This is a genomic window from Cytobacillus horneckiae, from assembly GCF_002835735.1.
Classification (GTDB): Bacteria; Bacillota; Bacilli; order Bacillales; family Cytobacillaceae; genus Cytobacillus; species Cytobacillus horneckiae.
The window spans coordinates 1-25,061 of the sequence record NZ_PISD01000041.1; the positions used below are offsets into that span (position 1 = coordinate 1).

Here is a 25,061-nt window from a genome sequence, read left to right on the forward strand (position 1 = left end):
AAAAGCGACCTTATTATCTTACCTCATCTTATTAAGTTGTGTCAACAACTTTTTTAAAATGTTTTTTATGTCGATGCTGTTTAGCAGCAACAGATAATAATATACCACCTTATTTCATGCGTGGCAATAGGTTTTTTATATTTTTTCATAGATTTTTAAAGATGTAATATTCTTATTTTTCCACTTATAAAAAAAGCAAAGTGCTTTTATTACACTTTGCTTTTATTCACAGCTTTTTATCGTTGTCGCATATGAGGAAATAATAGTACATCTCTAATAGACGCTGCGTTGGTTAATAACATAACAAGGCGGTCTACACCTATCCCTAATCCACCTGTAGGCGGCATACCGTATTCCAAAGCTTCAACAAAATCATTATCCATCATATGTGCCTCATCATTGCCTTGTTCGCGCTCTTTTAATTGCGCTTCAAAACGTTCGCGCTGATCAATAGGGTCATTAAGCTCTGTAAATGCATTTGCATGCTCACGAGCGACAATAAACAGCTCAAAGCGATCAGTAAAGCGCGGGTCTTCTTCATTCTTTTTAGCAAGAGGAGAAATCTCAACAGGATGGCCGTAAATAAATGTTGGCTGGATTAATTCCTCTTCTACCTTTTGTTCAAAGAATTCATTAACAATATGTCCATAAAGCATATTATCGTTAATTTCTACACCATGTGCTTTTGCATGAGCACGAGCTTCCTCTACACTTGTCTCTTTCCAGAAGTCTACTCCAGTGTATTCTTTTATCGCATCTACCATATGAAGTCTCTTCCATTCAGGTTTCAGGTCAATTTCATATTCTCCATATTGGATTGATGTTGTACCTAGTACATCCTCTGCTATATGAGCAACAAGATTCTCAGTGAGATTCATGATATCACGGTAATCAGCATATGCCTCATAAAGTTCAATCATAGTGAACTCCGGATTATGTCGAGTGGATACACCTTCATTACGGAAGACACGGCCGATTTCATAAACTTTTTCCATGCCACCGACAATTAGACGCTTTAAGTGCAGTTCAATGGCAATCCTCATATAGAGCTCCATATCAAGCGCGTTATGGTGAGTAATAAATGGACGAGCTGAGGCTCCGCCCGCAATTGCATGCATCATAGGTGTTTCCACTTCTAGATAGCCATGGTCATCCAAGTAACGGCGCATAGATTGAATAATTTTACTTCTAGTGATGAATGTCTTCTTGCTTTCTTCACTCACAATCAAATCTAAATAACGCTGACGGTAACGCTGTTCTACATCTTTTAAACCATGAAACTTGTCCGGTAATGGACGAAGTGACTTAGTTAATAACTCAAATTGCTTTACCTTTACTGAAAGTTCCCCTACTTTTGTTTTAAATAAAGTTCCAGATACACCGACAATATCACCTAAGTCAGCAGATCCGAAGATTTCATATGCCTCATCACCGATTGCATCCTTGCGGACATAAAGTTGAATTTGGCCAGAAAGATCTTGAATATGAGCAAACCCAGCTTTCCCTTTGCCGCGTTTTGTCATTATTCTTCCTGCAATTGTTACTTGTATATCTTCTTGTTGTTCTAGTTCTTCTTTTTCTAATTCTCCGTATTGGTCAATTAGCTGTTGCGCTTGATGTGTACGGTCGAATCTTTTACCAAAGGGGTCCATCCCTTTTTCACGAAGACTGTTCATCTTTTCACGTCTGACTACTAATTGGTCATTTAATTCTTCATGACTTTGACTCACTGATACCATCTCCAATTTTGTAAATCTTTTATGTAGGCGCATCTTGCGGATTCAATAAAATTTATTTATTTACTTCTATTATTATTCTACACAATGCAGCCTTTACAGACATCAAAAAGTTCATAAATAGAATAAAAACTGCCAGTTAGTCTACTGGCAGCCGATTGATTGTTAACAGAAATATTATAGATAATTATCATTTTTATGTCAAACTAGAAAGCGGAAGGGTCTCGCTCCCACCGCTGAAGTTAGACCTATCAAAAGTAAGGGACCTGGCTTAAATGGTTCCTTACTACTTATTAGACCGCTTCAGAAGCTTTGCGCTCTTTTTCCTCAATTTCTACGACAAGCTCATTTAAGAGCGTTACGACTTCTTCTCTAGAATTGCATTCGTTAATTCCGTTACGAGCTTTTGCATTGCCACGGATGCCTTTTAGGTACCATGCAGCATGTTTTCTCATTTCGCGGACAGCTATATCCTCATTTTTCAATGCAATTAGACGATCCATATGAAGAATACAAACGTCCATCTTCTCTCTTACAGATGGCTCATCCATTAGTTCTCCTGTTTCCAAAAATTTCACAGTACGGTAGATCATCCATGGATTTCCTAATGCAGCGCGTCCAATCATTACGCCGTCTACACCTGTTTCTTCCAACATTCTTTTTGCATCTTGCGGCGTTTTAACATCGCCGTTTCCGATTAATGGGATGTTTAAGTTTTGTTTTACTTCACGAATGATATCCCAGTTCGCAGTACCTTCATACATTTGTACACGCGTACGGCCGTGAAGCGCTACCGCTTTTCCGCCTGCACGTTCTACTGCTTGTGCATTCTTTACAGCATAGATATGGTCTTCATCCCAGCCCATACGCATTTTTACTGTAACTGGTTTTTCAACTTCTGCTGTTACTGCAGAAACCATTTCATAAATCTTATTCGGATCAAGTAGCCATTTAGCACCTGCATCGCATTTAGTAATTTTCGGTACTGGGCATCCCATATTGATATCGATGATGTCTGCATTCGTATTTTGGTCAACGAATTTAGCCGCTTCGACTAAAGTGTCTCTTTCACCGCCAAAAATTTGCAAGCTAAGCGGTTTTTCACGTTCATCAATATATAGCATATTCATCGTTTTCTCGTTTTTGAAAATAATACCTTTATCACTAACCATTTCCGCACAGACGAGACCCGCACCAAATTCTTTTACTGTTAAGCGGAATGCTGAATTACATACTCCGGCCATCGGCGCTAGTACGACTCTGTTTTTTAACTCAATATCACCGATCTTAAACAATGGGTACCTCCCAATATTATTTATTTATTTTTTGCTCCTCAGGCGGAGCTAAATCTTCTACAGACACATTTAGTTTCTGCGTAACCTTTTCTAATAATTGCTCCGTAGGCATGCGATTTCCTCTTTCAATTTCACCAATTATAGAAACCGATATACCTAGCTCTTTAGCAAACCCTTCTTGGGTAAAACCTTTTAGTTTTCGAAAAGCGCGAATACGTCTTCCCCATTTTTCCGCTTCCATATCCGAACTCCTTTTCTGTCTGGGATGGCCTCTAATAACCTTTGTAGAGGCTGTTCCATCTCCGGAAGGCTGACGTTTGGATGTATCTCTAGAAGTGGTATTAGCACAAAGGCTCTTTCATGCATCCGGGGATGTGGAATAATTAACTTATCTGTTTCAATATTTTCGTGATTATATAATAAAATGTCAAGGTCTATATTTCGCGGCCCCCAACGAAACAGCCTTTTTCTTCCAAGGTTTTTTTCTATTTCTAAGCACGCATCTATTAATTCAAAAGGGGTGAGTTCTGTTTCCACTTGAATGACCATATTTAAAAATTGATCCTGTTCTTCATAGCCAACTGGATCTGTTTCATAAATAGAAGAAGAATTTACCACATTGATTTCTTTGACTATAGATAGAGCTGTAATAGCTTCCCTTAAGTTTTCAAGTCTATTTTCTATATTGGAGCCTAGACCAATATAAGCGATATTTCCCACTTTTTATCTACCCCTTGTTATTTCTACAGCAACAGACTCATAATGTCCTGGTATAGGAGGGTCTGGCTTGATAACCTTAACAGTTACTTGGGCTATCGCAGGAAAATGATTTAGTAAATCCCCAGCTATTTTTTCAGCCACCGCTTCAACTAGCTTAAATGGTTTTCCCTCAACAATGCTTTTACACGCTTCATACAGCTCTGCATAATTGATAGATTGAGCTAAATCATCCTTTTCTCCTGCTTTTTTTAAATCTGTTTCCACTATTAAATCTACTATAAATCGCTGGCCAAGACGAGTTTCTTCGGGGAAAACACCGTGATATCCGTAAAACGCCATTTTATTCACAAAGATTTTATCCACTATATTCACCCTTCCCCATTAAAGCATCCATCATTTTTGCCATTCGACTAATTTCTTTGACATCATGTACACGCACGATTTGACATCCTTTTTGGATACCATAACAAACCGTTGCTCCTGTTCCTTCCATTCTTTCATTTACAGGTAGGTCGAGGACAGTACCAATCATACGCTTTTTAGAGGTGCCTAACAATACAGGATATCCGAAAGCAACAAGTTTATCTAGATGGCGCATCATTTCCATATTGCCATTAAAATCTTTAGCAAAGCCAATACCTGGATCTACTATAATGTTTTCATCCTTCACACCCGCTGCCTTCACTAAAGCAACACTTTCATAAAGATCATTCATACAATCGCGAAAAAAAGAATCATAATCTTCATTATTTCGATTATGCATTAACACAATTGGAACATTGGTTCTTGCAGCGATTTTTGCCATTTCCGGATCTGCCTTCGCACCCCAGATATCATTAATTATATGTGCTCCAGCTTCGATTGCCTGTTTGGCCACTTCCGCTTTATATGTATCAATCGAAAGCGGTACAGGCACTTCTTTTACAATTTCTTTTATTACAGGCACAACCCGCGCGATTTCCTCTTCGACTGAGATTTCCTCATATCCTGGCCGAGTAGACTCTCCGCCAATATCGATAATATCTGCACCGGCTTCAACAAGTTCCTTCGCTCTTAAAACCGCTTGTTGAAGGTCGGTAAATTTGCCGCCATCTGAAAAAGAATCAGGTGTAATATTTAAAATCCCCATAATCAATGTTTTCTTACTATAGTCTAAAGTGTATGGACCACAGATTATTTTTTCCTCTGTCATTATAAAACCTCCTATAATTCCAGCCTGCTCCATAGCCGCTTGCGGTATTGCCCGTATAGCTTCGTCAGTTCGTTCACCTTTAAACCCTTCAGTCCAGGCAAAGGTCGTTCCTCAAGGGATGATAGCGGGATGATTTCCTGAATAGAGTTCGTCATGAATACTTCATCCGCTTGCTTTACATCACCTATGTGATAAAAGCCTTCTTTTACTATCCAACCTTGGCTATATGCCAGGTCTATAATAAATTGTCTTGTGATTCCGTTCAGTATCCCTGTTCCTGCGGAAGGAGAATATAAAGTATCATTCTTCATCCAAAATAAGTTGGATGTAATTCCTTCTGCAACATAGCCTTCTGAAGTAAGAAAAATCCCCTCTATGTTTGGGTTTGATCCAATCTCATGCTTTGCTAATACATTATTAAGAAAATGATGCGACTTTAACCGCATCTTTCCTTCAGGTGTATTACGTGTTAGCGCCAAAACCGTTCCCTGCTTTTCATTCAGCGTGGGAACTGCCGGTAGCTCGCTTGCAAAAAGAAGGATATTGGGTTCAGTATACGGAGCAGCTTGCAAGCCGACATCAGCATTTCCGGCTGATACGTTTAGTCTAATTCTAGCATTCTTAAAGCCATTTTCCTTTAATAAAGGATTTAATTGATCCAGCAAATCCTGTCTTGTTAAATGAAAATCAATATTAATGGATATCAGTCCATCATTTAAACGCCGCAAATGATCGTCTAGTAAAAACGGATGGCCGTCATACACACGAAAAGTCTCAAAAAGCCCTAAGCCATATAAAAATCCATGATCAAAGGGAGAAATCCTAGCCTGTTCTTTATGGACAATGTGTCCATTTACACTAATATACAAGCGTGTCCCCTCCCCGCTTTACGGCAGTGCTACCATAATATGAAAGGAAGTTTTTCAGCAAGTCCTTTCCTGCAGAGGTCATGATAGATTCAGGGTGGAATTGGACACCTTCAACAGGAAGCTCCTTATGTCTAATTCCCATAATTTCACCGTCTTCCGTCCAGGCAGTTACTTCGAAACAATCAGGAAGTGACTCTTTTTTAACGATAAGCGAGTGATACCTCGTAGCTGGAAACTGCTGCGGTATACCTTGAAAAATCGTTTTGTCATCATGAACGATATTGGATATTTTCCCGTGCATAAGACGCTCTGCTCGAACGACTTCTCCCCCAAAGCTTTGAGCGATTGATTGATGTCCTAAACAAACACCGAATATAGGGATTTTGCCGGCAAATGCCTTAATGGCTGCCAAGCTAACACCCGCTTCATTAGGGCTGCATGGACCAGGAGAAATCATAAGGAATTCAGGATCCATTTCCCGGATTTCTTCAATTGTCACTTCATTATTCCTCCTAACAATCAGCTCCATCCCAAGTTCACCCAAATATTGGACAAGGTTATAGGTAAAAGAATCAAAGTTATCAATCATGAGTATCATAAAGAATCTCCTTTTATGCCTTCTGCTAGTTGTTTTGCTCTCCATAAAGCCTTCGCTTTTTTCAATGACTCCTTATATTCCGCTTTCGGGTTGGAATCGATGACAACACCTGCCCCAGCCTGAACATACGCCATGTTATCTTTAACGAGCATCGTTCTAATCATTATGTTAAGCTCCAGATCACCATTAAAATCAATCCAGCCGAGAGAGCCTGTATAGATTCCCCTTCTTACAGGTTCAAGTTCCTCAATTATTTCCATTGTTCTCACCTTTGGTGCACCCGTGATTGTCCCACCTGGAAAAGCAGCATCTATCAAGTCAAAACCATCCTTATCTTCCGCAATTTCCCCTTTTACATTTGAAACAATATGCATCACATGAGAGTATTTTTCAATCACCATAAACTCATCGACTTCGACGGTACCATAACGGCAAACTCGCCCTAAATCATTTCTTTCTAAATCAACAAGCATGACATGCTCTGCACGTTCCTTCTCATTGTCTATTAATTCATTAGCAAGCCTAAGATCATCGGCTTCATTCTTTCCTCGTGAGCGCGTACCCGCTATTGGGCGTGTGCTGACTATATTCCCTTTTTTCTTCACCAATAGCTCTGGAGAACCGCTTACAAGCTGATAATCAGGTGTGTGAACATATCCCATATAAGGAGAAGGATTTAGTTCTCTCAGCTGTTTATATACATCCAAAGCGGCCACTGCTATCGGCTTGCTGCCTCTCACTGATAAATTCACTTGAAAGACATCCCCTTGAGCGATATAATTTTGCACTTTTTTTACCGCTTCCACAAAACCTGCCTCATCCATAGATACCTCCAAATCGGAATGTATATCTATTGATGGGATTAATTCATCAGCCTGTATCTCCCTCGTCCAGCGGTCCATCCAATAATTTCTTTTATCCTCTATATCTTCTCCTTGTTCATGAAGAAATAATAACCATAATACTTTCTCTACATGGTCAAAAATAAACCATTCTTTGAACGCAAAAAAATGAAGTTCTGGCATTTCTAAATCATCTGTTGCACCTTCAGGCATTTGTTCAATATAACGGCCATAATCATAACTTAGAAAACCGATTGCTCCGCCTTTAAAATCAGGCAACCCTTCAACTCCTTCTATTTCAAAAGCACTAAACCAGTCTTTCATTAAGTGCAGCGGATTCCCCGCTAGCGTTTGCTTTTCGCCGCCTGTCATAATATCGAGCTTCGAATTTTTTCCGGTAAAAATGGTATCTGGATTAAATGCGGCTATGCTGTAACGCCCGCTTCTTCCGCTTTCTAAAAGTATGTGATAATCATATTTATCTGCAATCATTGTATATTGGTCAAAAAACCGATTATGTGAATATGGAATTTTTTTCGCATCAATTATTAATTTTTTCAAACGTAATCACCTCTTTTTCATCATACATGAATCAAGGCAATTTACTAGCTAATTACAGGGAAAATTTTGTGGCAATCACTGGGGAAAAAGAAGAAAACAGCAGCTATGAATTAGCTGCTGTTTCACTTAATTATTCTGTTTCAAATTGATATAGAGGGGTGCTCAAATAGCGTTCACCATTACTCGGGATGATCGCCAGCACCTTTTTGCCTGCCCCAAGCTCTTTAGCCACTTTTAATGCCGCATGGATAGCAGCACCGGAAGATATCCCGCCTAGTATTCCTTCTTCCTTCGCTGCACGTCTTGCTTGTGCGAAAGCATCCTCATTTACAACTGGAATAATTTCATCATAAATTTTTGTATCTAAAATATCAGGAACAAAGCCTGCACCAATTCCTTGGATTTTGTGAGGACCTGGTTTACCGCCGGATAAAACCGGGGAATCCGCAGGCTCTACCGCATAGATTTTAATATCATTATATTTCTCGCGAAGCACTTGGCCAGCTCCGGTGATGGTACCGCCTGTGCCAATGCCTGAAATAAAAGCATCCAGCTGTTCGCCCATTTGCTCAACGATCTCTTTACCCGTTGTTAAGCGATGAACTTCCGGGTTGGAAAGGTTCTTAAACTGCTGAGGCATGAAATAGCCATGCTCCTTCGCAAGCTCCTCTGATTTGCGAATTGCTCCACCCATGCCCTCTGGGCCAGGTGTTAAGACAAGCTCAGCTCCATAAGCTCTTAATAGGTTTCTTCTTTCCATACTCATTGTTTCAGGCATAACTAAAACTGTTTTATAGCCCTTCGCTGCAGCAACCATTGCAAGACCAATTCCTGTGTTGCCACTAGTAGGTTCAATTATGGTATCTCCTGCCTTTAAGTCTCCGCTTTTTTCAGCAGCTTCAATCATTGCATACGCAATACGATCCTTTACACTGCTTCCAGGATTCATATATTCCAATTTTAGATAAATGTCTGCACTGCCTTCTTCAGCCATTCGATTTAATTTTACAATCGGTGTTTGTCCAATTAACTCTATAATAGAATTTGCTACACGTACCATGTCCTCCACCCCTTAATCCGAGTATTTTTATTGGTTTTATTAAAACTTATCAATCCAAACATGAAAAGTCAATGAATAAGCAGGAATTTTGTCCTTGTTTTTTGCAAATATTCAAAACTTTATTCCCAACTATTACTTTGTATGCTGTTATTATCATACTCATGATTGTTTATTTTTAAATCGCTTCATCATAAAACCATTCAATATCGACCTCATCTTTAAATGGCTGAGTCGATACCGGAATATCCATCTGTTCAATCGCTACTTGACGGCGAATTTGATTCTTTACTTCTTTATATGAATAAGTCTCGCCAGGTATATGTTCATGCAGCATAACAATGGCAAACCCATCGTCTGTTTTGATAGGATCTGTCCATTTACCAGGCTTCATATCTTTTGCTTCGTCAATCAGCATGGCATATTCTTCATTTTCCTCATTCACATAGCCTATATTACCGCCTTGAACAGCCGTAAATGAATCCATCGATTTTTCCATTGCAAGTGCTGAAAAGCTCGATCCTTGTTTCAACTCATCCATCGTTTGCTTTGCTTCTTTTTCTGTTTTCACCACAATTTGTGATAAATGATATGTATCCTTTATGTTAAACTGACTAATATTCTCTTCATAATAGGCATCTAATTCTTCTTCAGGGACGCTTACATCCTTTGTTAATAATTCTTCTAATATAAGGCTATTTTCAATTTGCTTCCGCCATTTTTCCTCATCGGAAGCGAGCGCACTCGTAGTGGTTCCATATGTTGTTTTAAGCATTTTCATTTCACGATCAATTTCTTTATCAGAAATCTCTATTTTATATTTCTTCCCCGCGGCTTCAATTACCTTTTGATCAATCATTTCGTCTAATACTTCTTTTCCATATCTTGACTCCATTTCACCGAGCCATTCCTGCCTAGTAATTTCCTGTTTGCCTATTTTGGCGACGACTTCCTTCACACCTTGATCGCCCCTTCCTAGGAAAAAAGCAACAGTCACACAATTAATCAATACCAGGCCAATAATTACCAACCATAAATGCTGCCTCTTCAAGGCTCCTCCCCCTAATTCTAAAAGCGTTATTTATTTTACACAAAGAAGGAGATGACGCCTTTTAACAGTTGGGCTAAAAGGATCCACCCCTTCCAAAATTATTTTGCTTCTTGTTTTAACTCTTCAAGGTCTTCTTTTGAATAGTGGTATTTCTCGTTACAAAAATGACATTGTGCTTCAGCTTTACCATCTGTCTCGATCATATCTGTAATTTCTTCCTGACCTAAGCTAATAATCACATCTGCAAAACGCTCCTTAGAGCAAGTGCACCTGAAAGAAACAGGTAGTTTTTCTAAGAATTTCACTTCTTCTTTCCCTAGAACTTCTTCAAGGAGCTCTTCTGGTGTTAAACCTTTTTCAATCAATTTTGACACTGGAGGAATCGATTTTAATCTTTCCTCTATTAGTGTGATGATTTCTTCCTTTGTTCCAGGCATTAATTGAATGATAAAGCCACCAGCAGCAAGAATCGTATTATCAGGGTTCACTAATACACCTACACCTACAGACGATGGCGTTTGTTCTGATACAACGAAATAATAAGTGAAATCATCTCCTAGTTCCCCTGAAACAAGAGGTACTTGTCCTGAAACATTCTCACGCATACCAATATCCTTCACTACAGTTAATGTTCCTTCTGTACCAACCGCACGACGAACATCTAGCTTGCCATTTGCATTAGATTCGAAATGGACATGTGGATGAGTGACATATCCCCGGACATTGCCTTTTGCATCACTGTCTACAAGAATTGGACCAATTGGGCCATTTCCTTCGATTTTAACTGTTATTTTATTTTCGCCCTTAAGCATCGCACCCATCATCACACCTGCAGACATCGATCTGCCTAACGCTGCGGAAGGTATAGGCCATGTTTGGTGTCTGCGCTGAGCTTCTCCCACTGTTTCAGTTGAACGCAATGCATATGCACGGATCTGTCCATCATATGCTAGAGCTTTTACTAAATAATCACTCATTCTTTTACCCCTTTCAAAATCAAACACTGTTAAACTCATGATGAGATAGCGTCTTTATTATAATGACATTCATTTGTTTACTTTTTTATCGTATCCATATTTCGTTTATAAATAAGCTGAAGCCCTTTTAATGTTAAAAAAGGATCAACGACATCGATTATATTTGATTCTTTGGAAATCAAATTGGCAAGTCCTCCTGTTGCGATGACAGTTGGAGTTGTTTTTGACTCTTCCTTCATTCGTCTAACGATACCTTCTACTTGTCCAACATAACCAAATAATATGCCAGATTGCATAGCAGCGACAGTGTTTTTACCCACAATTCCTTCCGGACGTGCAATTTCTATCCGCGGCAGCTTGGCAGCTCTGGAATAAAGCGCTTCCGTTGATACACCTATCCCCGGAGCAATTGCGCCGCCCATATACTGTTTATGTTCGTTAATATAACAATACGTCGTCGCCGTTCCAAAATCGACAATGATGAGCGGAGAACCATAAACATGGATGCCAGCGATCGCATTCACAATTCGGTCTGCGCCTACTTCTTTCGGGTTATCATATTTAATGTTCAGACCCGTTTTAATTCCCGGTCCAACCACTAATGGCTTTATATGAAAGTACTTTTCGCACATTCGCTCTAACGTAAACATAATCGGGGGTACAACTGACGAGATAATGATTCCATCAATATCTGAAAAAGAAAGCTTTTCATGCTCGAATAAAGACTTTATGATCATTCCATATTCGTCCTCAGTCTTATGGCGATTCGTCTCGATACGCCAATGATACTTTAGTTCATCGCCCTCATAAACACCCAGAACCATATTTGTATTTCCAATATCAAAAACAAAAATCAATCATCTCACCACTTTAACTATAATATCAACTAAATTTTCACTGAAAACATCATATCACACCTCACCCAATATGAGAAAAGAAAAAGAAACTGGGTGCCTGTCACCTCCACGATTCGACACTTGTGTCGAACTGTGGAGGTGACAGGCACCCATATAAACTAAAAGGATCAAAAAAGCGCCCGCTTTGGGGCGCTTTGGGTGTGATTATTGTTTGCGATCTTCGTCGATTGCTGGAGGGTTTTCTTCTTCAGCAGGAGATTTGTTTTCTCTTACTTCTGTAATTTCCCCTTCTCCATCATTCTCATCGTCTTTTTTGATATTGATTTTTACTTTCATATCATCTGAAGTTTCGATTTGTTTGACAGCACGATCAGGAAGTTTTCCGTGATCAGATAAATGCTTGATTTGTTCTGCATCCAAAGTTTCTACTTCTAGAAGTGTTTTAGCAATCAAGTCCAGCTTATCGCGATGTTCAGTAAGAATTTGTCTGCATCGCTCATAGCTTTCTTTAATCATCCGCTGAATTTCTAAATCAATTTCGTATGCAATCGCATCTGAATAGTTTTGTTCGTTATTAAAGTCTCTGCCTAGGAACACTTGACCGCCTTGGGATTGACCGAATTGCATTGGTCCTAGTTTATCACTCATACCGAATTCAGTAACCATTCGACGCGCAATGCCTGTTGCACGCTGGAAGTCATTATGAGCACCTGTGCTCACTTCTCCAAACACGATTTCCTCAGCGACACGGCCGCCAAGTAATCCAACAATCTTATCAAGAAGCTCTGGTTTTGTTTGGAAGTAACGATCTTCCTTAGGTAACATCACCGCATAACCACCTGCTTGCCCACGAGGGACAATGGTTACTTTGTGAACCATTTCTGCTTCATCTAAGATCAATCCAATCACCGTATGACCCGCTTCATGGAAAGCAACAATGTTTCTTTCTTTTTTAGAAATGACGCGACTCTTCTTCGCTGGTCCCGCAATAACACGATCGGTTGCTTCATCGATATCTGTCATATCTATCTTTTTCTTATCGAGACGAGCGGCTACAAGCGCTGCTTCGTTAAGAAGGTTTTCTAAGTCTGCACCCGAGAAACCAGGTGTTCTTTGTGCAATCGCTTTTAGATTAACTGATTCATCAAGCGGTTTATTCTTAGCATGTACTTTTAATACTGCTTCACGTCCTGTAACATCTGGGCGATCGACAGTGATTTGACGGTCAAAACGACCTGGACGCAATAAAGCAGGGTCTAAAATGTCAGGGCGGTTAGTTGCCGCAATGATAATAATCCCTTCATTTGCACCGAATCCGTCCATTTCAACAAGCAATTGGTTGAGCGTTTGTTCACGCTCATCATGTCCGCCGCCAAGACCAGCGCCACGTTGGCGACCAACCGCATCGATCTCATCAATAAAGATAATACATGGTGCATTTTTCTTTGCATTTTCAAACAAGTCACGAACACGTGATGCACCGACACCGACGAACATCTCTACGAAGTCAGAACCACTGATTGAGAAGAATGGTACGCCTGCTTCACCAGCTGCTGCTCGTGCAAGCAATGTTTTACCAGTACCTGGAGGTCCTACTAGCAGGACGCCTTTTGGAATTCTCGCACCTAGCTCCGCGAACTTCCTAGGGTCCTTCAAGAATTCAACAACCTCTACAAGTTCTTGCTTCTCTTCATCCGCACCTGCTACATCTTTAAAGCGTACTTTCTTTTTACTTTCATCGAATAGCTTCGCTTTACTTTTACCAAAGTTCATCACACGGCCGCCACCGCCTTGAGCTTGGTTCAGCAAGAAGAAGAATAAGATGAAAATAATGATGAATGGAATCATCGTAGTAAAGAATGTAACCCAGCCGCTCGTTTCCTTAGCTGGAATAATTTCTACCTTTGAATTTGATGCAAGTTCATCAACTCTATCAAGGATTGCATCACTATTCGCAATATAAGTGATGAAGTATTTGCCTTCTTCATAATCCTCTAATTGACCTCGCACCTCAAAAACGCCTCGTTCAGGCTGTAAGGAGACTGACTTAAGCTCTCCGCTTTCTAAATATCCGACAAATTGATCATATGTAACCTGTTCTGTCGGTTCGTTATTGCCATTAAAGAAACTGACAACCCCTATAATGACTAAAAATATTAATAAATAAAAGATGGTATTACGGAAAATCCGATTCATCCCTTACCTCCTCCCACGGTAAACAAACTACATAGTATAGTATCATAGAAAATCGTGCCAATACAAGGATTTACACTTATCATAACCGGGTATTCTCATGTTGCAGTTAAGGGTTTTTCAAAGAAATTCACTCAAAACTTTCCTCTTAGTTATTATTGCTATATACCTCTGGTTTAAGGATACCAATATATGGTAGGTTGCGATATCTTTCCGCATAATCAAGACCATATCCTACTACAAATTCATCTGGTACATTAAACCCAACATAATCCGCTTTGATTGCTGCTTTACGGCCTGTTGGCTTATCAAGCAACGTGACAATCTTAATGGTCTTAGCTTTTCTATAACGGAACAGCTCTACCAAATAGCTCAATGTTAAGCCACTATCAATAATATCCTCAATAATTAAGATATCACGGCCCTCAACTGAAGTATCCAAGTCTTTTAATATTTTCACTTCTCCAGTAGAAACCATAGAATTTCCATAACTAGAAACGTCCATGAAATCCATTTCTAAATGAGTATCAATACGTTTAATCAAGTCGCTCATGAATGGCATAGCACCCTTAAGCACACCGATCACTAGCGGAAATCTATCTTGATATTCCTCAGTCAGATGAGCGCCTAGATCCTTAATCTTTTCCTGAAGCTCTTCTTCCGTTATTAAAACCTTTTCAATCTCATGTTTCATCATCGTTTTCCTGTGCCCCCTAGAAGATCATTGCTTTATGTATTTGAGAAGAATATAACTGTTATCAGACTGATGCTCTGCAGTTCCATTATATTTTTTCAAACATGGAAGCCACAATATTTGACCATCGCCATCTGTTACGACAGGCCAAGTCGCTCTTTCATTCAGAGGAATCTTATGATCAATAAAGATATCCTTTAACTTTTTACTGCCTTTTATTCCTTTCAATGTCATCCGATCTCCGTTTTGGCGTGATCTTATGATAATAGGAAGGACAGTACTGGATGATAAGAGGAGCCTATCAGAACATTGATTTCCTTCAATCTGTTCTGTCATTTCAAAAATAAGTTTTCCTCCATTTGGAATATTAACCTCCCCAGGTTGTGATAAATGAAAATGATATGGCTGTACGGTTTTATTCTCTAAAAAATGGAAGATACATTTTTGATAGGAACGTACAATATTTAAACCGTTAGGGAAATTTAAAGTTCCGGATGGATGAGGATGAGTAAGCAAGGAAAAAACATTCTCGATATGCGTTGCAGATAAAGAAGGTGGCTTTTCCTGATATAGATAGTTTAATATTAGTTGAATCGCTCTTCTTTGTAAAGGTTTTGGAATCCCCTGAAAAGCTTCAATATTAAGGGTAATCTCATCTGATTGCTTCTTATCCATTACTCTATTCAATTGCTCTCTCGTTAATTCCTGCAGAAATGCCTCATCGCTTTGCATTTCTTCACTAAATCTTTGAAAATGTTCATGCACATGAGGGTTTTCCTGTTTTAAGAAAGGCAGGATATTTTTTCTAAACCGATTTCTGCTATAGATTTCTTTTTCATTGCTAGGGTCCATGCGCGGGCTTAAATCATTTTTTGTACAGTAATTTTCAATTTCTTCACGATTCAAGCACAGAAACGGACGAATGATATATCCATTGCCAAATGCTCTTTTAAAAGAGATACCTGCTCTAGCACTGCCCGTACTTCCTCTTGTTAAACGCATAAGGATGGTTTCTACCTGATCATCCCCATGATGCCCCAAAGCAATATATTGCAAATCATCCTCTTCCATCACTTGCTTATAAAATTCGTAGCGGCACTCGCGAGCAGCTATTTGCGAACTCTTTCCAGTTTCAGCCATGTACTCAAGGACATTTACCCGCTTCATCTTGAAAGGGATGTTTCTCTCCTCACAAAACTGCTGAACATATAGGGCATCATGATAGGATTCTTCTCCCCTGAACATATGATCAACATGCATCACAGAGATATAAAACCCTTCTCTTTTGGATTGCTCGAACAAATAATGAAGGAGCGCTAAAGAATCAGGCCCGCCAGACACACCTATCCCCACTCTTTTATTACTCATATGAAAACCTTGTTTTTTTAAAAACGCTTTAACTTTTGAACCAACCATACGAATCTTCCTTATTCATTTAAAAGATAATTTCTAACAAGACATTCACCGAAAGACTCGAGGGACGCCAAGTTTCTCTAATAAAAGCATACACTTTTAAGCAAAGCTTTTCAAAAAACTTAAAGAATTATCCTCAAACTAATTGCCCATAAATATAGAAGAAATATAAGCAGGAAATGACTAGAATCAACATAACCGTCTCTTTAAACCCGCCCTTGCTCTTTTTGTGCTGACGACTCCGGCTCCTTATTGGTGCTGACTGATTAGCTGCTTTGGCGTTACGCGTCACAGTTTTTGTATTCTTTTTCGTCTGCAAAGCGCTCATCTCATCCAATAAGGCTCGTTTCATTTCAAGGGCCGATTGATATCTCCCTTTTAATGCGCCAACAATTACCTGCTCATATGGTTGTAGCAGCTTACTTTGCTTTACCCTTCCTCTTAGCTGGTCCAAACCTCCAGAATCTTTATTAAATCTGCTAGGGTATGCACAATTAATAAAAATCATAGCAGTGGCGAATAAATCATAAGCAGGATCAGCCTTTCGGGAGCCAAGTCCCCAATAGCCTCGATCATAGAACTCTGTAAATTCCTTTATAGCACGTCCTTTCATCGTTGTTCCTCCCACATCGATGCACCGTATTTTAGGCGGTGGACCAGTCACAATTAAATTTTCAGGCTTTAAATCACCAAAAACCCAGCCTGCACGATGCAATTGATCAAGGTCGTTTAAAAGTTGTAAAATAAGGACAATCGTCCATGAACTTCCATTACTCTCTATGAACTTTAATAAGTCTGGACCATGAATATATTCCATCACGTAAAATGAATAGGTTTTCCCTTGTGATGTTTTCCAATCATCAACATCAAGCAAAGAAGGTCCTAGGGTAGACCCTTGGACCTTCGAGAAGGATTTTAAGACATTAACCTCGGATGTGACAGACAATCCATTATCACTCATCTTCAAAGCTACAAGCGTACCCTTTAGCCTCGCTAAATAGACTACGCCATTTGCGCCATATCCTAATTCCTTCTCAATTAAATAGCGATTTTTATGCCATTTCCCATCAATGCATGTTCCTTTAGTGACGTTAAATTGACTCTTCATAGAATTCATCATCATCACGAGAAAGTAGATTTCTTAATGAACGCTTCTTATTGAAATAGGTGAGGGCCTCACGTATTGCTGGTCCTGTCGGAGTGATTCCTCCAGTCGATAATTTAGAAAAAATGCTTGTTAATGATTCGAGCTTTGGCGTCCAATCCAGCATTTTTTCGACATCATTCTTTTTCCCGGGAAATACAAATAGCGAAAATCGGTTTTGACCTGAACGTGCATTCAAGCTTAATGAAAGATCAAATAGCGCCTCCTTAACGGTAGGGAGTTTATGCTTCATACTCGCACTCGTATCAATGAGAATGAGGACCTCCACTTCAACTGTTTCACCTAGCTCATCTACAACTTCCATGACCTCTCCACGCTGATCTGGTGGTAAATCCTCAATCGTTGTTTGTTTATTTCCTAATATTTGTGTAAGTTCACGATTTACAACCCCTTGCAAGGTTTGTGTCATCGCCTTCCTTGTCACCATTTGTACGGTTTGTGAAAGCTGCTTCGCATATACAACTTGACTTACGCCTCCACCTGACATCGCAATGCCTTCGATTTCTTTTAAACCTTGGTCATCAATTACATCATTTTCCATTACTCCGATGACATTGACTGAAATTCCTTGTTCTTTTGCCAATGCAGCCATAGCAATAGGGTCTTCTCCTTGATTTGAGCAACCATCAGTAATAAGCAAAATTTGCTTCAATGTTCCAGTTTTCATATTTTCCCTCCTAGAAATGTGGAGGTGGCTTCTTCTTCAGAAAAAAATACAACCACCACAACTAGATTTATGATTACTACCATTTTCAACTTCTTTTCGAGGAAATATACATATTAAAACTGAATACTGGAGAAGATAATTTATTAATCATCTATAAGTAAGCAGAATATCATTCTGTTATTATCTTAATTTGCCTTTTTTTGCAAGGGAATACTCGACCACTTAGGTATATTATGCTTCACTTTCGATACAACAACAGTCATGTCATCTTCAATATGGCCAGACCTAGATCTTATCACCTCCTCCATAATTAAATCAGCAACCTCCTGCGGATCATCTGTTTTTAGTTCAGTAATTTTCCGCTTCATCCATAAATCAAAGTTCTCTACATGCTTCGGCCCCTCAAACACCCCATCACTCATCATAATTAATAAATCTTCCGCCTTCAGCTGCTTGCTTACAACATCCACATCAAATTCTTCTATGATGCCAATTGGTAAATTGCTTGCTTGCACCTTCATTACTTGCGCACCTCTCTTAATAAAGCTTGGCGTTGAACCTATCTTTAAAAACTTGGCGTCAGCATTTTGCAAGTCAATCATGGCCAAATCCAATGTAGAAAAAATCTCATCAGTCGTTCGTAAAGAGAGAACGGAATTCACTGATTTGATAGCAACTTGTTCCTCAATACCTGATTGAAGGATTTTTTGCAATAGCTGCAAGGTTTCCTGGCTTTCACTATGAGCCCTTTCTCCATTGCCCATCCCGTCACTAATGGCAATTGCATATTTACCGCTACCCAACTGGATCGTAGAGTAGCTGTCTCCCGAGACGAGACCGCCATCTTTAGCTGCATGTGCAACCGCCGTGTCGACAACAAATGCTTTAGCAGAATGGAAAGTCACATGACAGAAGTCGCTGGCAAAGGCCGCGCATTCCTCTGAATTAACTAATATCGTTTCTCCTAAAATGTCTGACAGCATCGGTGCAATTAATTTTTCACATTCGCCAAGCCCATTGCAATACGGGATGGTCATTTCTATATCAACATTCCCCTGTTCTAAGCTATATATTTCTACCTGCTCCACTTGTATACCAAATTCCTGCATAGCTTCTAAAATAAGCTCCTCCTGCTTATGATGATTTTCCCGCTCTCTCTGAATTTCCTTAGCAAAGTCGCCCATTACTGCTGATACGCCTAATAATTGATCAGCGACAAGCTTTCTGCTTTCCTGTACCTGTTTTTTTAATTTTTGGTTCGCTTTATAGAAAGTTAATTCCTGTTGAATGACCTCTGTTGTTTTCTTTGCGCGTGTACAGTGCTTATCCCATTCTCTTGCAAGCCGAGGCGAAATCTGACCATCCTCATAATCTAAATCATTCATAATTTCCTTCATATAATCATATGTTGTATCAAAGTTCCTTGCCCAGCAATGATCCTTTTTAAAGCAGGTTTGGCACGTCTTTTCTGTCACATTGCTTAAAAAATAATCAAATTCTCTATCTGAATTCTCCTCCCAGCCAGAAGGCTCATTATGGGCGGAGAAGCTTTTTGACAGTGCCTGAAACACATTTGAAAATTGTGAAACCCTTTGTGCTGTGACATCCCGCATTTTTCGCATATATTGCTGCTGCTCTGCAGCGTATTCAGGTGTGCCCGGTATGTGCTTTGATAATTTCATTGTTAAATTTTGCGGTGTAAGCAAAAAGAGGAGAATCGCGGCTCCTGTTTCGTATAAGCTAATAATTAAGTTCGCACCACCGTCTACATACATGCCCATTAATAAAGTGGCAATTAATAATCCCAGTGCTACGCCAATTTTTCTCCCCTCTTTTAATAACCCGCCCAGCAAACCTGAAAAAGCAAGCAAGCTCATATGGTACAGGCTTGAGATGTTCGCTAGACTAAAGATTAAACCTGTCACAACGCCGACTGTCGACCCTACGGTTGCACCTGCGACAAAAGCAAAGATTAACACTAAGTACCTCGACATAATATGTTCAACTGAAAGATCATACACATTCCAGCCTATTGTCCCAGTCATTACAGACGCGAGCATAATAATTAAGCAGACAATTTCTTCTGTTTTTAATGATTGCCTTCTTCTATTTAAGGATAAGAGCGGCAAGCTTTGTAAAAAGATTAGGCAAAGGATAAACCCTAAACTCGCTTCTACTCCTGCCATCATCAGTTCATATAATGACACATGACCTTTTAAAATAAAGGTTTTCGCTACGGTGCCCGCAAGCAATGTCCCGGCGACAAAGAAAGGCAAAACTTTAAGCTCATTGCGGACCCACTTTTTTGATATTCGAAAAACAAATAAAAATAAAAAACAAATGATAAATGTTGTTGCTGCATGGGTAAAGGATAATGTAGCAGCCCCTCCTATTAAGCCAATGAGAGCCAGCGGCGCCTTCTCTCTCCTTACTAAATAAATTGCGGCAAAAAACGGAAGTGTGAATGGGGTGAGCTGCGAAAGTATAAGCGCTCTACCAAGTAAAAATCCGATAATTAAAAATAAGTATCCCTTTTTTATGAAAAAGGTTTCTAACCCAGCCTGGATTTTACCGAACAGTTTTCCAATTTCCACTTTGGGCCGATTAAGATCCACTTCACCAATCGGCTCAGTAATTGTCCTTTCTAGCTTTTCCATCATTTCCACTCCCCACGTTTTTACGTTTGCCCCTTATTATAAAAGGATAGAACCTAAAAGTTTGTCAAAATGATGGACAAGCAACCTATTTTCGTTCGACTGTTTTCCCCGTCATAACCAATAAGAAAACAAAAACTCACAAAACAATGAACACCCTTCTGATTTTTATAAGATTAATAATAGAGTTAAACCCTAACATTATCACTTTTTCTCCTTTAAAAAGTTGACGAATCACTTGGATGATTTTCCGACAAGTTTCTTGTAAATAATGATTGACATACGTATAAATTCTTTGTAATATATAGCTTGTGCCTTGGATTAAATCATCTCCAGCACACGTTCTTACAATAGGGGTTATTATAGATTTGGCGGTGTAGCTCAGCTGGCTAGAGCGTACGGTTCATACCCGTGAGGTCGGGGGTTCGATCCCCTCCGCCGCTATCTGCAATACGTCGAAGAATATACGGCCCGTTGGTCAAGCGGTTAAGACACCGCCCTTTCACGGCGGTAACACGGGTTCGAATCCCGTACGGGTCATCATGACAAATAGGCATTGCTACTTAGCAATGCCTATTTTTTTATGTATATTATTATGCAATAAAAAAAGCAACCCACAATGGGTTGCTTTTTCCAAAGGGAATCATGAACGATGAACCCTGCTTATATATAGTAAATTCAGCAGCAAGTTAACCTCGTCTAGCTCCTCTGCCTCCACGTTTTGATTCAGTATTGCGTTTTAAAGAGGATAAGCGATCTTCACTATCTTTTAAGAAACGAGCCATTTTCGTTTCAAAATTCTCTCTAGGTGCGCGGTTATCATTCGTTCTGCCTTGACGTGGACGCCCAGAGTTTCCTCTAGACTCTCTTCTTTCAGGTCTTTCTGTTCTCTCAGGTCGGTCTTTCGCCTTTTTGATAGACAAACCAATTTTACCATCTTTCTCAACATTAATGACCTTAACCTCAACCATATCGCCTACTTTAAGGTGATCATTAATATCCTTAACATAATTGTCTGCAACCTCGCTAATATGCACAAGACCTGTTAAACCTTCCGGCAGCTCTACAAACGCTCCGAAATTCGTAATTCCTGTGACCTTTCCTTGTAACTTGCTGCCTACTTCGATTGACATAAAAAGAAATTTCCTCCTTAAAGATATAAAGTGAAACTAAATAATCATACTTATATCATATTATACCGAATTATAAAAAAGAGTGTCAATACATGGCTATTCGGATGTATTTTCCTTTTTCTTCTGTTTCTCCTCTTTTTCCTCTTTATCTTTCAATTTCTCATCTTCTGCACTATCCGGCATTTTAAATAGGATTTCTCCTTCTTCAGATAAATAATAATCTTTTCTTGCCAGCTTGGCGATATATTCATCATCATTTAATTTAATAATTTCTTCATCGAGTATTTTTTGTTTCTTTTCAAGCTCTGTTAATTGTTGATCAAGCTTTTCCTTTTCGGCAGCTTTATCATTCAGAGTGGCAGATTGAGATACGAGTGTAGTAATCATAAATATAGAAATAGCTGCCACTAGAATAAAAAACGCTCCTAGTCTCCTGTAGAGAAGCTTTTTCTTTCTTTGCTTGCTAATTTCTACTGCTTCACGCTGCTTCACATAGCTTGTATTCATTTTAGCTATATTTTTCTTCCTGTTGTTCACACTCATCTAACCGCTCCCTTCTGCTTACTCTTTCTTCTTCCATTTTGCTATCTGTTTCTTTACATATTCTTTAATCCGTTGTAAATATCCTTCCAATTTTCCATATAACTTCTCGACCGATTTTTTAAGACGTTTCGGCAATAGTTTCCAAATTAGGCGCATCAGCCATCGCATTGGCAGAAAAATAATTTTTATCATTGCCCAAACAAGCTTGGCCGCAGTTTTTAAAAGAATGAGTACGCCCTTCACCAGCATAATAACTAAAGCAATCACCATAGAAATTAACGCTCGGACTGGATGAACGAGTAAAACTTGTACAACTTTCACCAAAAAACGATAAATCGAGATCACGATGGATATGAATATCTCTAATAATTTGACATAAATATTTTTTAATAAACTTTGATATGCTGCAAATCCACAAAGCAGGGCAAGGAAAATATACAAACGCAGCTCTCCTTGATTGACCAAAAAGAGGATATAAAATACAGCTAGTCCTTGAAGAAGCCAAAAAAGAATATCATTGATAAACACAATCCAGCCTTTTCTTGTTGGCCTCTTTAAGAACCGCTGGTAAGTATCTAACCCCGCCCCAAAAAGGGCACCCATGCCAATCATAGATAGCATGGTCACGAATTGGGTAGTAAGCGTCATCGGAATAACTTGCTAAAGAAGCCTTTAGCCTTTTCCCCATGTTGATCATCCATATAAACGAGATCGAATACCTTCCCCTTTATTGAGACAATCCCTTTATCTACATCCAAATTCTTCATTTGTAGATTTTGCCCTTTAATAGCTAAAAACCCCATGACTGTTTCCAGTAAAAACTCTTCATTATCAAAGCTTTCTACATGTTTAACTCCCGTAATATCCAGCAGACGCCTTCCTCGCATAATGACATCATGATCAGGTGTACTCGCTTTACTCGAGTTATTCTCATAGTACTGGCTCATATCTAATCCCTCACAATCCATAGTACATTCCTTTGGTACATATTTATGAATGAGAACAGGGAATTAGAACAAGCTGAATAGAAAATCAAGCACGTAAAGTTAGATCAGTAATCGGACTATGTATAATAGGCTGAGACCGCTTCTCTGCTATTCTTGGCTAAGCTTTTCTTCCTTAATTACAGTATACATATCAGCCGCTTCTTCTTTTTTAGTTGTCTCTTGAACTTTGTCAATCTTCACAGTAACAAGCTTTTGGCCAAATCTGATGGATAGCTCATCTCCTGCTTTTACATTCGAGCTTGCCTTAGCAGGTATGCCATTAACAGAAATTCTGCCTTGGTCAGAGACCTCCTTGGCAAGTGTTCTTCTTTTTATCAATCTTGATACTTTTAAAAACTTATCCAATCTCATAACTAATCACTTCCTTATACCCATTTTATACGTTTTAATAACCTCTTTTTTTCGCTTCATTCCAAAATGCATCAAGCTGATCTACAGAAAAAGATGAAATATCCTTTCCGCTTTCTCTTACCTTTTCCTCTATATATAAAAACCGATGATAAAATTTATTATTCGTTCGATTTAATGCTTCTTCCGGGTTGATTTGATAATAACGAGCAATATTGACAAAAGCAAACAATATATCTCCAAACTCAGAAATCATATTTTCATTATTATTCTCGGTTTCTATTTCAAATTCTTTAATTTCTTCTCTTACTTTATCCCAAATTGAGCTGACTTCTTCCCAATCGAATCCGACCTTCGCTGCTTTTTTTTGCAACGCTTCCGCCTTCAATAACTGCGGATAGGAAGCTGGTATCCCATCAAGCAGGGAAGCTGGCTTTTCTCCCTTTTCTTCTGCCTTTATGCTTTGCCAATTTTGCAGCACTTCATCGACATTCTCTGCTTCCACTCCGCCAAATACATGGGGATGACGGCGGATCATTTTCTCTGACAGCCCTTGAATAATATCCTCAATGGAAAAGAACCCTTCATCTTCCCCTATTTGAGCATGAAGCAATACCTGTAAAAGGACATCTCCTAATTCCTCAATGATATGATCGATATCATCTTCATCAATTGCTTCAATTAATTCATAGGCTTCTTCAATTAAATATTTCTTAAGAGATTCATGCGTTTGTTTTTTATCCCATGGACAGCCATTTGGCCCCCTAAGCACTGCAATGATTTCTCTGAGCTTATTAAAGCTTTTATTAAGAAGCGCTTCATCTGACACAGGCGGAACATATACAGATGTGAGGTTATTCAATCTCATATGATGATCTAATTCAAATAAAGGAACCTCTCTCAACTCTTCCTCTTTGCTGCCTGCTGCTGTAACAATCCAAACTTTATAATCAAATGGAAGTAAATCCATTAAAGAAAGCTTTACCTCAGAAGCCACAAAACTATCATAGACCTGACCGATAATCATATGCTGCTTTAATGAGAGTTCATCTTTATTTAAGCTTGTTCCATCTAAAAGCTGAAAGCCTTCAACCGGGTCAATTTTTAGCGCTTGAAACATACTATCAAGGAAGCTTTGTCCGCCGTTTATTTCTAATTCTATTCCTGCCTCTTCAGCGCGCTCAATTAATAGCTGAACGGTCTTTTCAGCTACAAGCGGATGTCCTGGAACCGCATAGACAAGATTGTATTTACTGGCTTCCTGTAAAAGAAAAGAACAGATTTCTTCATAAACAGCATCAAATTGATCATGTGCTTCATAAATATGGTCAAATGATTGATAAGCAAGCCCCTCTGATTCCAATTCTGCAATGACAGGATGCTCCTTCGTCCGTAAATACAAATGGTCTGACGATTTTAACTGCTTGTACACACCCATTGGAAGTTGTTCAAAATCCCCTGCCCCTAAACCGATAATGGAAATTTTCAT

25 protein-coding genes and 2 tRNA genes are annotated in these 25,061 nt (G+C 39.2%); 2 read left to right on the forward strand and 25 right to left on the reverse strand.

Translation table 11 applies throughout. The features are described from left to right. Positions 1–236 precede the first annotated feature (236 nt). The 19 genes from lysS to spoIIE form a co-directional block, all read right to left on the reverse strand. Positions 237–1,730, reverse strand: coding sequence for a lysine--tRNA ligase (gene lysS / locus CWS20_RS18145; RefSeq protein WP_276328320.1), 1,494 nt, complete (start codon positions 1,728–1,730; stop codon positions 237–239). Between the two features lie 299 nt (positions 1,731–2,029). Beyond that, entirely contained in the window at positions 2,030–3,031 is a 1,002-nt protein-coding gene (gene dusB, locus CWS20_RS18150; protein WP_066192126.1) for a tRNA dihydrouridine synthase DusB, read from the reverse strand. A gap of 16 nt (positions 3,032–3,047) precedes the next feature. Further along, positions 3,048–3,272, reverse strand: coding sequence for a helix-turn-helix domain-containing protein (locus CWS20_RS18155; RefSeq protein ID WP_066192125.1), 225 nt, complete (start codon positions 3,270–3,272; stop codon positions 3,048–3,050). Continuing rightward, positions 3,224–3,751, reverse strand: coding sequence for a 2-amino-4-hydroxy-6-hydroxymethyldihydropteridine diphosphokinase (gene folK, locus CWS20_RS18160; RefSeq protein ID WP_066192124.1), 528 nt, complete (start codon positions 3,749–3,751; stop codon positions 3,224–3,226). Before folK ends, CWS20_RS18155 begins: the two co-directional genes overlap by 49 nt. 3 nt (positions 3,752–3,754) lie before the next feature. Beyond that, on the reverse strand, positions 3,755–4,114 hold the full coding sequence (folB, locus tag CWS20_RS18165) for a dihydroneopterin aldolase (protein ID WP_066192123.1): 360 nt from the start codon (positions 4,112–4,114) through the stop codon (positions 3,755–3,757). Then, a complete protein-coding gene (gene folP, locus CWS20_RS18170; RefSeq protein ID WP_066192122.1) occupies positions 4,107–4,943 on the reverse strand; it encodes a dihydropteroate synthase in 837 nt (278 codons plus the stop codon). The genes folB and folP overlap by 8 nt, the downstream gene beginning before the upstream one ends. 11 nt (positions 4,944–4,954) lie before the next feature. Continuing rightward, positions 4,955–5,812 (reverse strand): aminodeoxychorismate lyase, encoded by an 858-nt coding sequence (pabC, locus tag CWS20_RS18175; RefSeq protein ID WP_066192121.1) that lies wholly within the window; start codon positions 5,810–5,812, stop codon positions 4,955–4,957. After that, entirely contained in the window at positions 5,802–6,410 is a 609-nt protein-coding gene (gene pabA, locus CWS20_RS18180; RefSeq protein ID WP_066192120.1) for an aminodeoxychorismate/anthranilate synthase component II, read from the reverse strand. The genes pabC and pabA overlap by 11 nt, the downstream gene beginning before the upstream one ends. Next, positions 6,407–7,813 carry an anthranilate synthase component I family protein gene (locus CWS20_RS18185; RefSeq protein WP_066192119.1) on the reverse strand — a complete coding sequence of 469 codons (1,407 nt, stop codon included), beginning with the start codon at positions 7,811–7,813 and terminating at the stop codon, positions 6,407–6,409. Before CWS20_RS18185 ends, pabA begins: the two co-directional genes overlap by 4 nt. Positions 7,814–7,943: 130 nt before the next feature. Beyond that, positions 7,944–8,873, reverse strand: a complete 930-nt coding sequence (gene cysK / locus CWS20_RS18195) for a cysteine synthase A (protein ID WP_066192117.1) — start codon at positions 8,871–8,873, stop codon at positions 7,944–7,946. A gap of 175 nt (positions 8,874–9,048) precedes the next feature. Next, entirely contained in the window at positions 9,049–9,921 is an 873-nt protein-coding gene (locus CWS20_RS18200) for a peptidyl-prolyl cis-trans isomerase (RefSeq protein WP_066192116.1), read from the reverse strand. A gap of 98 nt (positions 9,922–10,019) precedes the next feature. Then, positions 10,020–10,898, reverse strand: a complete 879-nt coding sequence (gene hslO, locus CWS20_RS18205; RefSeq protein ID WP_066192115.1) for an Hsp33 family molecular chaperone HslO — start codon at positions 10,896–10,898, stop codon at positions 10,020–10,022. A gap of 77 nt (positions 10,899–10,975) precedes the next feature. Next, positions 10,976–11,755: a type III pantothenate kinase gene (locus CWS20_RS18210; RefSeq protein WP_083957210.1), complete on the reverse strand. Its 780-nt coding sequence runs from the start codon at positions 11,753–11,755 to the stop codon at positions 10,976–10,978. Positions 11,756–11,959: 204 nt separating this feature from the next. Further along, a complete protein-coding gene (ftsH, locus tag CWS20_RS18215) occupies positions 11,960–13,951 on the reverse strand; it encodes an ATP-dependent zinc metalloprotease FtsH (RefSeq protein WP_066192114.1) in 1,992 nt (663 codons plus the stop codon). Between the two features lie 145 nt (positions 13,952–14,096). Further along, positions 14,097–14,645: a hypoxanthine phosphoribosyltransferase gene (gene hpt / locus CWS20_RS18220; RefSeq protein WP_066192113.1), complete on the reverse strand. Its 549-nt coding sequence runs from the start codon at positions 14,643–14,645 to the stop codon at positions 14,097–14,099. 24 nt (positions 14,646–14,669) lie between these two features. Continuing rightward, positions 14,670–16,058 (reverse strand): tRNA lysidine(34) synthetase TilS, encoded by a 1,389-nt coding sequence (gene tilS, locus CWS20_RS18225; RefSeq protein ID WP_066192112.1) that lies wholly within the window; start codon positions 16,056–16,058, stop codon positions 14,670–14,672. 133 nt (positions 16,059–16,191) lie between these two features. Beyond that, entirely contained in the window at positions 16,192–17,178 is a 987-nt protein-coding gene (gene prkT, locus CWS20_RS18230; RefSeq protein ID WP_066192111.1) for a serine/threonine protein kinase PrkT, read from the reverse strand. Continuing rightward, the gene (locus tag CWS20_RS18235; protein WP_276328321.1) at positions 17,147–17,905 is read right to left on the reverse strand and encodes a vWA domain-containing protein; all 759 of its coding nucleotides are present in this window, start codon (positions 17,903–17,905) and stop codon (positions 17,147–17,149) included. The genes prkT and CWS20_RS18235 overlap by 32 nt, the downstream gene beginning before the upstream one ends. A 167-nt stretch (positions 17,906–18,072) precedes the next feature. Continuing rightward, the gene (gene spoIIE, locus CWS20_RS18240) at positions 18,073–20,544 is read right to left on the reverse strand and encodes a stage II sporulation protein E (RefSeq protein ID WP_066192109.1); all 2,472 of its coding nucleotides are present in this window, start codon (positions 20,542–20,544) and stop codon (positions 18,073–18,075) included. A gap of 367 nt (positions 20,545–20,911) precedes the next feature. Here spoIIE and CWS20_RS18245 point away from each other — a divergent pair. Beyond that, positions 20,912–20,985, forward strand: a tRNA-Met gene (locus CWS20_RS18245). A 24-nt stretch (positions 20,986–21,009) separates the two neighbouring features. Beyond that, positions 21,010–21,081 (forward strand) — tRNA-Glu (locus tag CWS20_RS18250). A 149-nt stretch (positions 21,082–21,230) separates the two neighbouring features. Here CWS20_RS18250 and CWS20_RS18255 read toward each other — a convergent pair. From CWS20_RS18255 to yabN, 6 genes are all read right to left on the reverse strand, one after another. Beyond that, complete coding sequence (locus CWS20_RS18255; RefSeq protein ID WP_066192108.1) at positions 21,231–21,674, reverse strand: S1 domain-containing RNA-binding protein; 444 nt, start codon at positions 21,672–21,674, stop codon at positions 21,231–21,233. A 96-nt stretch (positions 21,675–21,770) separates the two neighbouring features. Further along, positions 21,771–22,217, reverse strand: coding sequence for an FtsB family cell division protein (locus tag CWS20_RS18260; RefSeq protein WP_066192107.1), 447 nt, complete (start codon positions 22,215–22,217; stop codon positions 21,771–21,773). 18 nt (positions 22,218–22,235) lie between these two features. Continuing rightward, positions 22,236–22,865 carry a spore cortex biosynthesis protein YabQ gene (yabQ, locus tag CWS20_RS18265; RefSeq protein ID WP_066192106.1) on the reverse strand — a complete coding sequence of 210 codons (630 nt, stop codon included), beginning with the start codon at positions 22,863–22,865 and terminating at the stop codon, positions 22,236–22,238. Further along, entirely contained in the window at positions 22,862–23,164 is a 303-nt protein-coding gene (gene yabP / locus CWS20_RS18270; RefSeq protein WP_066194137.1) for a sporulation protein YabP, read from the reverse strand. The genes yabQ and yabP overlap by 4 nt, the downstream gene beginning before the upstream one ends. Positions 23,165–23,311: 147 nt before the next feature. After that, the gene (locus CWS20_RS18275; RefSeq protein ID WP_066192105.1) at positions 23,312–23,575 is read right to left on the reverse strand and encodes an RNA-binding S4 domain-containing protein; all 264 of its coding nucleotides are present in this window, start codon (positions 23,573–23,575) and stop codon (positions 23,312–23,314) included. Positions 23,576–23,609: 34 nt separating this feature from the next. Beyond that, positions 23,610–25,061: a bifunctional methyltransferase/pyrophosphohydrolase YabN gene (yabN, locus tag CWS20_RS18280; protein ID WP_066192104.1), complete on the reverse strand. Its 1,452-nt coding sequence runs from the start codon at positions 25,059–25,061 to the stop codon at positions 23,610–23,612.